Genomic DNA, 12,157 nt, shown 5'->3' with positions numbered 1-12,157 from the left:
TTATTTCTCTTCATAGTCACTATAATGATTCCCGTTAATGAATGTATCTGAAGTGTCTAGATTCAAAAAAGCTAATTCTCCTAGCTCACAGACAGAGTTAGTAAGTTTTAATATTGCAAACTGCTTTTCATTAAAATTCACAATGATATTAAGAAAGTTATCTAAGTCGTCCACACTAATACCTTCTTCCTCCATTTCTTCCTCGGTTATAAAATCATCTATATGGTAAGAAATATCAATAGCATCCATAAGAAAAAGCTTTTCAAACTCATCGCATACTTTATCTTCAAAAACTAATTCCATTAATTCGAATTCTTTTGACTTTTTAATTTGAATGAAAAGAGATTGTAAAATGTATTTTAATGAATAATTCATAATTGAATCGAAATCCTTTTGGACAATACCAGCTTTGATGTTAAAGGAAATTTCTTGAATCATATCTGTATGAAAGTTATTTAAAATAGATTTATAAATAGGATGACTAATTTCCTCTAAGGTGTCATTCCAAACTCTCATGTTCTCTTCAAAAGGCATCATTTTATTATTCCTCCAATGTTTTTTGTTTAATTTTACCATATGAATATTAGATAATCACAATTTTATGGATAATATTTGTCGAGCTGCTTTGACGAATTCGTATGGGATGTCAATACGATTCTGCATGAGTATTTCTCACAGGATAATTCTAATACATTGGAAAATTCAGTGGAGAATGCTTCACAGCCAGATGCCGAAAGTGACATGGGTATTCAATGATGGGTTTGTCCCTTCAGCTAAGATAACGAGTGAAGGTAGCTACAGTATTATTAGTGATTATATAGGAACACCTGTAGAAGCCTATGATGAACAAGGTCATAAGGTTTGGTCGGCTGAGTTTGATGTGTATGGACGAGTAAAAGAGTTTACGGGTGAGAAACATTTCATCCCATTTAGATATCAAGGGCAGTATGAAGATATTGAAATAGGCTTGTATTATAACCGATTCCGATACTATATACGCAGGTTGACCCGATTGGAATTGTGGGTGGGAATCCTCGTTGTAAGGTTATGTCGGGAACCCAAATAATTCAATTGATACATTTGGTTTAGCCCAAAAATTTCAAATGCTACCAGGTGTGAATTTATCAGAATTGAACTTAATTATGTATAAACCTACAAAAGTAACACCAATAAATGGATCGTATTATCAAGGGATAGAACGTGGTTGGGAATTAGAAAAAAATTTGGTTGGAAAAACAGGGCATGGAACTCACCCTTGGAATGAAGCAGAAATAGAAGAACTAAAAAGCCGTGGAAAAGTGAGTGGTTATACAGGGCATCATATTACTAATCATAAAAACGGTGCTTTAGGGAATGCTTGGAAGGGGGATCCAAGAAATATTAGATTTTTACCTAATGCTAAACATGGTGGAGGATACAATGAACATTTATATGGAGAGAGAGGCATAGAGGAAGTTATACCAATGCTACTACTTGATCGCCAAGCAATGATAGATATAACAGTGAAGGGAGCTGTAAAAAACGATGAAGTACCTAGCTCGTTCAATTTCTAAGCTGGATAATGCCAATAAGATAAAATGTTTAGGAACATCTACAGAAACAAAACAGGAATTAAGAAAAATTTTCAAACTCCCAATTTTAAGCCCAGGACTTTTAAAATGGTACAGTGATTTACCAAAATCTAAAGACATAATGTTTTATTGGACTAACGTGACGTATGGTTACGACGAATTTAGTAACCTCGTATGGGCCAATCAAGACAGTCGTCAATTCAACTTCTTATATCGTAGCGTCGATGATGTTGGGAATCTATATGAAACAAAAGACAAAAAAGATCGTATCTATGGCGCAGGTAGTAGACTACTAGAAACACAAGATGCCAATTTCACTTATGATGAAGAAGGAAATCTCGTAGAGAAAGTTGAAAAGAATGGTGATACGTGGAAGTACGAGTACTATGGTAATGGCATGATGTCGAGGGGCATTAAGCCAGATAATACGGAAGTTACTTTCAAATATGATTCATTAGGTAGGCGAATAGAGAAGAGTTCTGATGAAAAAATAATGAGATTCGTGTGGGATGGGAATACTGTCCTACATGAGTATTTCTCAGAGATTGATTCAGCTGAACTAGAAAATCAAGTTGAGTCACAGAACAAATCTGAAATAATCTCTTACTCTTCCATAAATGTCAAGTTCCGCTGATCAAACTAGATTTCCTTCTTCATCATAGGTCTCTACAGGCGTTCCGAGATAATCGCTAATAATACTATAATTACCTTCACTCGTGATTTTAGCTAAAGATATTAACCCATCATAAATACCCATGTGACTAGATTATCTGGATATTCTTTAACCAAGATACTATTGGTGCAAATTTTGGCGATAATTCTAGCCCCAATGTTATGATAGAACAGTTAAAAAATAATCCAAACTATAATAAACAGGTAGAACCAATAAGACTTGTGAAATTAGCAGATCTTCCGTCGAAAGTTCAAGATAGATTATTAAAGCAAAGGGCAGGAGCGAACGATGTTTTCAAGGTAGAGAATAGAAGGCTACATGCTGCTAGAGAGGCTAATTCAAAGGTGAATTCCGTATGGGCGACTAAAGGAAATTTAGGGAATATTAATTTAAATAGACGATTTAGCACTAAGACAGCCGGTAGGACAATTGAAATTCGTTGCCCTTAGGTGAAGAAATGGAGGGCATTATGAAAACCAAATTTATAGATACAACAATTGGTGTAATAGATGCTAGAGATGCGTTGATTTTAAAAAAGTTCAATATGGATCGATTTCCAAGCGAAGTTGAAATTTCATTAAATTTAGCAACAGAGTTGGCATCAAATATTTCGACAGAAGAACGATACATTGATATTTCTTTCATTTTTAAAAATGTAGTCAAATTTGGACTTTGTGCTCTTGATTATTTTAATGAAAATATATTGGATACTTGTTTTTGTGAAGTGATTGATTCCGACTTTTTGAATCAGCAAGAGTCACTGGTTGAAAAGGGATATAAGCATTATTTTCTTGAATGTTATGATGAAGTTTTTGAAATTGTTGCTCAAGAATACAATCTTATTTTGCTAGATGGACTTAGAATAGCTGATGAAAAAATGGATAAAAGCAATTAAAAGAGGTTGAATTTAAGGCTTCAAGGAGCTGTAAGATAAATGAATTATGATAAACTTAGTAAAGAGGTGGCATATGCTCTACGCCATTCTCCGGGAAAGTATGAATTAGAATTAGATGCTAATGGGTGGGTTTCAGTTGATCAATTGTTAGAATCATTAAGAAATCTGATAAATGGTCTCGTATTGAGATTGATGATTTGAAAAAAATGATTGAGAAGTCAGAAAAGAAGCGTTACGAAATTTTAGATGATAAAATAAGAGCATTTTATGGCATTCGACTCCTATGAAAATTCAAAAAAAGGAAATGAAGCCACCTAGTACACTTTATCATGGAACTAGTCGTCGTTTTCTTGATTTAATAATAAAGAATGGCTTGGTTCCAAAAACAAGGCAATATGTTTATTTATCTGAAGACATTCATACAGCTATTTTAGTAGGTAAAAGAAGAGACACTGCCCCTATAGTTTTAAAAATCAATTCAGAAGATGCATATAAAAATGGTGTGAAATTTTATTTTGCGCATGAAACGATATGGTTAGCAGATGCTATATCGTATGATTTTATCAGCTACTAAAAATATGTACAGTACAGAGATCTACAGTATGTAGCAGAGAAATAAAACACATGTATATGGTATTAACCCATGTGCATGTGTTTTTATTGTTAGTCGTAATATAACGGTTTATAGAGCATTGAATGGTGCCCAAGAGTCTCAGGGCTTCAAGTACAATTATTGCTATTGATACTGATAAGCTAGACCCCAACAAAACTTTTGATGTATCTAATGGAATTGACCCCCAAACAGGTAAACCTCTTAAAAATCCAGCATATAAATTTGCAACTAAAGATGCTGAGGTTCTAATACAGGGTGAAATACCTAAAAGTGTTATATTATTCATAAAAAGGGAAGGTGTCGTTAAATTATTTTTATGAAAATATATTATCGAAGTGAAATCGACAAAATTAGAAATTCTCTAAAGAACTACTACAATAAGCAATTCAATAGTGAAAAGGAAGATTTCATTGAAAACAAAAAGAACAAAGAACAAATAAAAAAATTAATAATTCAAGTTTATAATGATAGTACTCTGTCTGAACCAGACATAAGGAATTTAATAAAAGCAGGGTTAGAACTTCTGGCAAAAAATATAGGTAGTGCAGAAGATGGAGAGATTGCTGAAAATATTCTTGATAGTCTTTATTACGATATGAAAATACTAAGACAGGAAGATATTGATAATTATTACGAGCAATTTTCAAATAGGAGATGGGATTAAAATATGCTTATAGTAGATGAGAAATTGTCATGGTTGAATGATAAGGAAAGTATCATATAGTTTAATGCCTCCAATAGGAAATCACTATGATATTAGCCTAAAACCCTCTGCAAATTTAATACTTTTGGGGTAGGGACAATTGAATAATTGTTAACTATTTCATTCTAGGTCATAATTAAGATTCTTACAATGTTGTGTATTTCAGCAATAAAACGTTATATGTTTTAAACACCTCAATAGGATTCAAACATCTAAGGAGTGGCATTAATCCCTACGGATTATATTGCTACTCTTTTCTTTATAGGGTTAATAGGCAATGAAGCAAGCCGAGTAGATTTAGTTACGATAGTCATAGAATGGGAAGAATTGAAGAAAAAATATCAAGAACGGAGGCATTACTATCAAGTTAGGACAGAAGATGGGGGAAATTCGCATCTGCAATTATAGTCTACTTTATAGTATGTTAGGTAGAGAAGGGGGACATGTAATCCTATGGTAGATGCAAAGATGAAAGAGCGATTGTTTGCCACTTTATATGGTGGGATAGTTGGTGATTTGATGGGCGTACCTGTCGAGTTTAAGAAGCGGGGGACTTTCCGTGTAGAAGATGTGATAGGATATGGAACTTACAATCAACCACCGGGAACATGGTCAGATGATACTTCTTTAACGCTATGTTTAGTGGAAAACATGATTGAAAAAGGCGATACAGGAAGCTTAATGGATAAGTTTGTACGATATATGGAGCAAGGCTATTTGACACCTTTTGGGGAAATGTTTGATATTGGCATCACGACTGCTGAAGCTGTGTCAAGCTATAAAAAGGGAGTTGTGCCTGAGCAATGTGGAAAAACGGGCGAGTTTGATAATGGCAACGGAACGCTGATGAGGATTGCACCTTTAGTGTTTGTATTGATGAATGAAGGTGATTTTAACAAAAGAAAAGCGTTGGTCCAGGAATATACCATGATCACGCATGGTCATCCACGTTCAATAGTAGGGTCTATCATTTATATTGAGTTATTATTAAGTTTATATCGAAATAATTCACTGGAGCTTGCATTAAATGAGGTATATAACTTGCTGCTAAATAATTTACAGCGTGAATTGCATACAGAGTTAAATGCCTACAGTAGAATCTTTGATGAGAACTTTTTACGTATCTCTGAAGACGAAATTTATTCAAGTGGTTATATTGTCCACTCACTTGAGGCAGCCATATGGAGTGTTGGTCATGCAGCTACATTCAAAGAAGCTATTTTAAAGGCAGTCAATTTAGGAGAAGATACGGATACTATAGCGGCAATAACGGGTGCTTTAGCGGGTATGTGCTATCATATGGAGGGAATTCCAGCTGATTGGTTGAACGCAATTGTAAAAAAACAAGAGATTGATGATTTAATCGAAGCTTTTTATGAGTTTTGTTTGGTAAAGAATTGAAGAATCTTCAAAGAGGAGGTGACAAAATGTCTCCTTTACATAATATTGTTACTGGCAATCCTCCAGCAAGTGAGCATGATATTCTGCTAATAGAACAGACGATGGCTATTCATCTTCCACAAGAATATAAAAATGTTCTGAAAGAGGCCAATGGTTTTGCACTTACGAATGGTGTTTTAATATATGGTACCGAGGAAATAATGGAAAGAAATGAGACTTGGGAAGTGAGTGAATATGCAAAAGGCTATGTTGCCATAGGGGATGATGGTGGCGGAATGGTCTTTTTAATGGCGTTAGAGAAAGAAGCTTGTCAGGTTTTTGTTGTGGATGTTGGCGATATGAATCCGCAGCATGCTATATTGGTCTCTTCCCAATTAAACAGGTGGCTACAAGAAGGTTAATACGGATTGAAAAAGTATAAAATGAAGAAGCTTGTTCCTAGCATTAGGAGCAAGCTTTTTCTATGTCAAACTATGGAGAACTAAGCAAATTCATTACATATTCTATTATATTATTGTATTTTTTAGAAAATTATGTTGAATTGTAGGTGAATGATGGTATAATCAATTTATAGTTACAAATATGGTTAATAATTCCTTTGTGTGGAGGTTTTATTGGATAATAATAGTAACTATAAAAAACTAATGAAATGGAGCGATTTTATGATTAACATGGTTCAATATTTAGAGCAAAATCCGTCGTTGGTAACATTGTTAAAAGAAAAGAAAGCTTCTCTTGTTGGTGTAACAGAACTGGAACAAAAGGCAATTTTGGATTCGTTTGATGAAGATGTATGTTTAGAAAGTACAATTTGGTATTAAATTTTAATTATAAAAAATGGTTTTGGCTTGCTGTAAGTACATATTTGGTAATTGGGCTTTATTTACTAAATGTTACATACAGCAAGCCTATTTTAAGTATGGATGTTCAAAACGAGAATGGACAATGGATTTTAATAGAGCCATATTATAAAGAATGGGCTGAAAAACATAAAATAAAAAAAGGCGATATTATTTTAGAAGTTGATGGAAAACAGATTGATAGTCTCCGTGATTTAAAGTACGAACCTGTAATTCGTGCCGCTAGAGAATTGACAATAATGAAAGATAATGGGGCTGTTATAAACCTAAATATTAAGTTATATGATATACCTGAACAATTTTTTTATGTTTTAATAGTTCCTTTTTGTTATTTCCTTCTTACGTTATTTATCACTTTATATTTGTATTATAAACAAAAAAATACAATTCTCTTAAATTTATTGATTCTTTTTATCTTAACGGTTTCATTAGCTTATGTTAGTAGTGGAGCATCTGCTAGGTTAAATCTTTTAGGAATAATAATCAATCGAAGCAGTATGCTACTTTGTTTAGTTATACTATTACACTTTTTAAAAATATATTTTGAGTTTATGGATTTAAAATGGTTGTTTACTAAAAAAATTAATTTGTTTTATACGATTCCCATTGCAGGTGTGGTATTAAGTGTCTTTAGCAATCTGTATCCCTCTACTCATTTTGAAAATTCGTTCATTATTTTAAGCCTTTTTTTCTTTTTATTGCTGGTGATTCTAGGAATAATAATATTAGGATACATCAAATATAAAACGCCCCAGTTAAAAATATTGTTAAGTAGTATTATCATTCCATTTTTGCCGTTTTTATTTCTTTATGCACTACCTGAAATACTATTTCATAAACAATTATTAGAAGCTGATATATGTTCTTTATTTCTCATGCTCATTCCTTTAAGCTTCTTGTTCACACAACTTACAGAACGTATATTTGATATGGAGTACTTTATATCGAGAATACGCTATTACTTTAATTTCTCATTTGCTTTTACCATTTGGCTTTTGGGTGGTTTGTATTTATTGACGGATTTATCGATTACACGTATGACGGAGCTATTCTTTTTTACGTTTCTTTCCTTAATGGCGTTGTTTTACATTAAGGAGCGGGTTGATTATCGTAAGCGAAAGATTTTGTTTTCTACGAAAGGTGACTATATCCATCGCTTATATACGACCGTCGATAGTATAGGCAGAGTTGTGAAGATCGAGGATTTATTGGAGAAGTTTGTCCAGGAAGTTGTGCTCCAGCTTGAGATGGAGAGCGTTTATGTTCTCACGTATGATTTTCAAACACACCAAGTTACATTAACGAACAAATCCAAGGAATACAATCAACATCAAATTGATGAGGTTTTACTTGAGCGATTAGTTTTAGGGGATATTAAAAAGACAGATCATTTCTATATAGCCTTTATTCATCAAGATGCAAATTATAAAAGAATCCTTGTGGTGGATCATAATAAATCTATTTATCTGAAGGATGAGGAATTGCTATGGCTGGAATTGTTGCTGTTATATTTAAATAACTTTATTGAAAATACTAAAATGGTCGAGGACCTCTTAGATCAGTTAAAGCATATGAAAGAGGCAGATAATCGTCAGCTGCCCTGGCTCAATAAATTACTTTGGCTCCGTTTTGAGGAGGAGAAGTATCAGTTAGCCCAAGAGCTTCATGATACGATATTACAGGAGCAGCTTCATATTGCCAGAGAAATGGATGTCCTGATGCACATGAAGGATTCAGAAAATATACCCATTAAACTGAGGAAGATCCACGAGCATATGATTACCTCTCTGAATGATTTACGAGGATACTGTGAAAATTTAAAGCCCCCTTTGTTAGATACATTGGGCTTAAATGCTGCACTTGAGAAGCTGATTCAAAAAATTCAAAAACGGGCTAATTTTGTATTGTTATATACTATAGATCGACTTTACTTAGAGGATGAGCGTTTAAATTTAATGATTTATCGACTGTTTCAAGAATTATTAAACAATGCGTTAAAACATTCCTATGCCAATACCGTTACCATCTATTTATTAAGCACGGAAGAAGGCTTTGAAGTTTTGTATAGTGATGATGGGGTAGGGTGTAATTTAGATGACATTATGCTGGCCGAATCAATGGGCATTCAAGGTATGCAAGAGAGGGTTCAGGCTTTTAATGGGAAATTCACATTAAACAGTAAGGTAGGAGAAGGGATGATGATTCGTATATGCGTAAGTGAAACTCAACATCCGTATCCTTATGCGTATAGTACGCTGAACCGCCCTACTTATATGATTCGAGGATAAGTAGATGAACAGAAGGCATATATCCAATACAATTTTCACCTTTTAATCTCTTCATGTTTTTTTATGAATGTGGATTAGAAGGCTTTTGTTTTTTGAGTATAAACTAATATCAAAATATTGTTATTGTAGAGATAAGAATACAGGAGAATATACACTTTTTTGAATTCTTTCCCCTGAATAAAGGAAATCAGGGAGATGTGGCCGATATAATTCAATAGAAGGATTGAGGAGGTCAACTAATTTGAATAAAAAATTATTTTTAACAGCAGCAGCACTACCCGTAGCGCTTATTGTACCGGCTGTTGCAAGTGCAGAGGAAACGGTGACGGTCACGGGGCAGAATATTGTCAATGAAACATTAACGGTTCATCAATTACCCAATAATGCTATAGTTAATGCCTACCAATGGTATTATCTAGAAAAGGTGGCTAGTGAAGACGGTTCAAAAACGTCCACGAATAAACCGATTGCAGGAGCTACTTCTGCTTCGCTAAAGGTGCCAGTAGAAGCAGCGGGTAAAACTATTTTTGTGGAAGCCACTACAACTGAGGGAAAAAAATATCAAAGTGAACCAAGAACCATTAATGCGTTGAATCTTGCTATTACAACGCCAACGTTAGAGGGTTTTTCAACTTCAGATTTTGTTGCACCTGGCGAAACGGTGAAAGTAGCAGGTATTACTGTTACGGATAAGGCAGGAGCGACATTAACAAGTGGTCAAATTACATATAGTTATCAATGGTTTTATCAGCTAGGTGAGGGTGAAAATTCCTTTACTATTATTGAGGGAGCTTCAGGTAGCACCTATACCATACCGAAAGATGCGATAGAAAAGGGCATCAAAGATATTATTGTTAAAGTCAAAGCTCAGGTAGGCACTTCTTTTGTGGAATCTCCACGTTCTGAAGTGATTTCTATATCAAAAGAACCAACAGATACATTAACAAATGATATTAAGAATCTATTAGTGAATGATAACAAATACAATGTTACTGATATAAAGTCTTTCGAAGAAAAAATTAAGGCATTAGAAAGTAAGTATCAGGCTTTATCAGAGCCAGCTAAAGGGAATGTGTCGAATTATGCTGTCCTCAAACGAGCACTTGCAGATGTGGACCTTATCAATAAGTTAAATGAAAAAGTGGACAAGGTGGGTGGAATTAACGACAAAGATTTGCCTACCTACATTAAGGAGATTGAAGCGGCATACGATAAGTTCGATTTATTACAGCGTAGCTTAGATGTCAATGATGCTTTATATACGAGCATTAAGAACCTTTTAAATGAGCCAAATGATCTTGAGGAAATTAAAGAAGTCAGAAGACTTAATCTGGCCATCGTTAATTTATTAACCTACACAAATGGTATTGCCCAATATGTCCCTTCTGATAAGGATTCCTTGCAAGGTGTCGTGAATACGATTGAGGCAGATATCGCCAAATTATCCCAAAATTATCGTGGCGCTATTCAAAACCTAACGATTCTTAATGAGGCTAAAGCAGATATTAAAAAAGTGGAGCAATTTATTAAATCATTTGATAAATTATCATCCAATAATACGCCGAACAAGCAGGTCACGGTTGCCAAGTCTATTCGTTCCAACTATGAAAAATTAACGTATAAGCAATTAAAATTGGTGCCAGACAAGTACGGACAGCTTTTAGCGACAGCAGAGAGTGCGGAAGAAAGTCAAATTGCCACATTAAACAATGATATAGATAGCTATATTGGGGATGATATTTATCCAATAAACCCATCTGCTAGTTCTTGGCAAAGTCATGTCAATAATGTGGCTCGTATGGTAAAAGAATATAAGAGCTTAACAAAAGCATCAGCAGCACAAATAGAGGGATATGACAGTCTTATTACTTTACAAAAGGATTTAAAAACGGCTGAAAAAGTCATAAAAGATATGGATGCTTATCAAAAGCTTTCTGGCGTAACGGGTGTAACTGAAAGTAAATTGAATTCAAGCTATACGAATACATTAAAAGCTTATAATAAACTGACGTCTTTACAGCAATCGCTTGTCTATAATGCTGAAGAGTTTTTACTAAATACGCCAAAAGTTTCAGTGGATGGGAAAGTACCTGCTGATAAAGCTGCGGCAGAGGCATTGAAAGCTGATATCGCCAAATTTGCGGATGTCACTAAATTTACATTCAATCAATTAGAAAAAGCTGTTGATACGGCGGCGCAGTCCTATAAAAAGCTGTCATCTGGTGCAAGAAAATATGTAACCAATAACTATTTACTAACAGGTGCTCAGAAGGATATTACAGGTGTCAAATCTTTCTATAAAAAAATTCAAGCCGCTAAAGAAGAAACAGATGCAGCTAAACAAGCTAAAAAAATAGAGTCTGTGCAAAAAGCGTATGCTAAATTACCTGCTAATCAACAGCATTTAGCAAAAGAGCAATACGAAGCATTGTTAAAGAATCAAATTATTGATGAAAATGCACCAAATATAAAGCAATTGAATGATGAAATAGCTATGATTGTTGCCAATGATCAATATTTAGTGTCAATAGATAAAATTAATACACTTTCTAAGCAATACAGTAGCTTAAGCTCAAGTGATAAAAAGCTAATTACCAATTATGATATTTTAAAAGCGGCCATCGCAGATGTGAAAAAAGTAGAGTCCTTTATGAAGACCTATGATAAATCGTTTAGCGCTAACCCAAGTACTGTTATCAAGGCTTTTGAAAAGCTTACGTCTAAGCAAGTGAGCCTTATTCATTCAGATATCCAAAAATTAATTAGCGAAAAGCAACAAGGTCAACAACAAACGAATGAAAATGCTTTGACATTAATTGAATCAATCAATTCTCTCCTCGTCAATGGTGAGTATATAGTTGATCTAGAGGGTAAAGTAAAAGAAATTCGTACGGCATATGATGCATTGAGCGCTAGTGATAAAAAGATCATCAAAAACTATTCGAAGCTTACGCAAGCCGAAACTGATTTGAAGAAGGTTGCCGATGTCCATGCATTATACAAAGAGGATGGCGACGAGGCGGCTCGTAAGGCCTGGCAATCAGCTTATGGGAAGCTTTCCAAAAAATTAGAATTACTTTATAAAAACATGTATCCACAGGATATGAAATGAGGTAAGCCCCGAGAAATTCGGGGTTTTTCTTTATAAATTTT

At 34.2% G+C, this 12,157-nt stretch carries 11 protein-coding genes and 1 pseudogene; 11 read left to right on the top strand and 1 reads right to left on the bottom strand.

The window, feature by feature from the left end:
* Positions 1-537, bottom strand: a complete 537-nt coding sequence (locus AC3CH7_RS10760) for a hypothetical protein (RefSeq protein WP_488381739.1) — start codon at positions 535-537, stop codon at positions 1-3.
* 175 nt (positions 538-712) lie between these two features.
* On the opposite strand from AC3CH7_RS10760, the gene AC3CH7_RS10755 reads away from it, so the two are divergent.
* From AC3CH7_RS10755 to AC3CH7_RS10705, 11 genes and pseudogenes are all read left to right on the top strand, one after another.
* Complete coding sequence (locus AC3CH7_RS10755; RefSeq protein WP_488381738.1) at positions 713-1,066, top strand: RHS repeat domain-containing protein; 354 nt, start codon at positions 713-715, stop codon at positions 1,064-1,066.
* A gap of 64 nt (positions 1,067-1,130) precedes the next feature.
* The gene (locus AC3CH7_RS10750; protein WP_488381737.1) at positions 1,131-1,553 is read left to right on the top strand and encodes a hypothetical protein; all 423 of its coding nucleotides are present in this window, start codon (positions 1,131-1,133) and stop codon (positions 1,551-1,553) included.
* Positions 1,525-2,205: an RHS repeat domain-containing protein gene (locus AC3CH7_RS10745; protein WP_488381736.1), complete on the top strand. Its 681-nt coding sequence runs from the start codon at positions 1,525-1,527 to the stop codon at positions 2,203-2,205. Before AC3CH7_RS10750 ends, AC3CH7_RS10745 begins: the two co-directional genes overlap by 29 nt.
* A 508-nt stretch (positions 2,206-2,713) precedes the next feature.
* The gene (locus AC3CH7_RS10740) at positions 2,714-3,139 is read left to right on the top strand and encodes a hypothetical protein (protein ID WP_200990497.1); all 426 of its coding nucleotides are present in this window, start codon (positions 2,714-2,716) and stop codon (positions 3,137-3,139) included.
* A 39-nt stretch (positions 3,140-3,178) separates the two neighbouring features.
* Positions 3,179-3,713, top strand: a pseudogene (locus AC3CH7_RS10735) (RNA 2'-phosphotransferase).
* A 355-nt stretch (positions 3,714-4,068) separates the two neighbouring features.
* Positions 4,069-4,416: a response regulator gene (locus tag AC3CH7_RS10730; RefSeq protein WP_200990496.1), complete on the top strand. Its 348-nt coding sequence runs from the start codon at positions 4,069-4,071 to the stop codon at positions 4,414-4,416.
* Positions 4,417-4,908: 492 nt separating this feature from the next.
* Positions 4,909-5,856 carry an ADP-ribosylglycohydrolase family protein gene (locus AC3CH7_RS10725; protein ID WP_012295115.1) on the top strand — a complete coding sequence of 316 codons (948 nt, stop codon included), beginning with the start codon at positions 4,909-4,911 and terminating at the stop codon, positions 5,854-5,856.
* Positions 5,857-5,882: 26 nt separating this feature from the next.
* Positions 5,883-6,257, top strand: a complete 375-nt coding sequence (locus tag AC3CH7_RS10720; protein ID WP_012295114.1) for an SMI1/KNR4 family protein — start codon at positions 5,883-5,885, stop codon at positions 6,255-6,257.
* Between the two features lie 261 nt (positions 6,258-6,518).
* Positions 6,519-6,677 (top strand): competence pheromone ComX, encoded by a 159-nt coding sequence (gene comX, locus AC3CH7_RS10715; protein WP_031417376.1) that lies wholly within the window; start codon positions 6,519-6,521, stop codon positions 6,675-6,677.
* Positions 6,668-9,004 (top strand): ATP-binding protein, encoded by a 2,337-nt coding sequence (locus tag AC3CH7_RS10710; protein WP_099805276.1) that lies wholly within the window; start codon positions 6,668-6,670, stop codon positions 9,002-9,004. Before comX ends, AC3CH7_RS10710 begins: the two co-directional genes overlap by 10 nt.
* A gap of 241 nt (positions 9,005-9,245) precedes the next feature.
* Complete coding sequence (locus tag AC3CH7_RS10705; RefSeq protein WP_012295111.1) at positions 9,246-12,116, top strand: hypothetical protein; 2,871 nt, start codon at positions 9,246-9,248, stop codon at positions 12,114-12,116.
* Positions 12,117-12,157 lie beyond the last annotated feature (41 nt).

The sequence above is a fragment of the Lysinibacillus sp. F12 genome (assembly GCF_057773605.1).
Note: the sequence above shows the minus strand (reverse complement) of the source record. Positions and strands in the feature narration are given on the sequence as shown.

Excerpts from the sequence above, each read along its gene's own strand:
- AC3CH7_RS10760 (WP_488381739.1), bottom strand. The coding sequence starts at position 537 with ATGATGCCTTTTGAAGAGAACATGAGAGTTTGGAATGACACCTTAGAG.
- AC3CH7_RS10755 (WP_488381738.1), top strand. The coding sequence starts at position 713 with ATGCTTCACAGCCAGATGCCGAAAGTGACATGGGTATTCAATGATGGG.
- AC3CH7_RS10745 (WP_488381736.1), top strand. The coding sequence starts at position 1,525 with ATGAAGTACCTAGCTCGTTCAATTTCTAAGCTGGATAATGCCAATAAG.
- AC3CH7_RS10740 (WP_200990497.1), top strand. The coding sequence starts at position 2,714 with ATGAAAACCAAATTTATAGATACAACAATTGGTGTAATAGATGCTAGA.
- AC3CH7_RS10730 (WP_200990496.1), top strand. The coding sequence starts at position 4,069 with ATGAAAATATATTATCGAAGTGAAATCGACAAAATTAGAAATTCTCTA.
- AC3CH7_RS10725 (WP_012295115.1), top strand. The coding sequence starts at position 4,909 with ATGGTAGATGCAAAGATGAAAGAGCGATTGTTTGCCACTTTATATGGT.
- AC3CH7_RS10720 (WP_012295114.1), top strand. The coding sequence starts at position 5,883 with ATGTCTCCTTTACATAATATTGTTACTGGCAATCCTCCAGCAAGTGAG.
- comX (WP_031417376.1), top strand. The coding sequence starts at position 6,519 with ATGATTAACATGGTTCAATATTTAGAGCAAAATCCGTCGTTGGTAACA.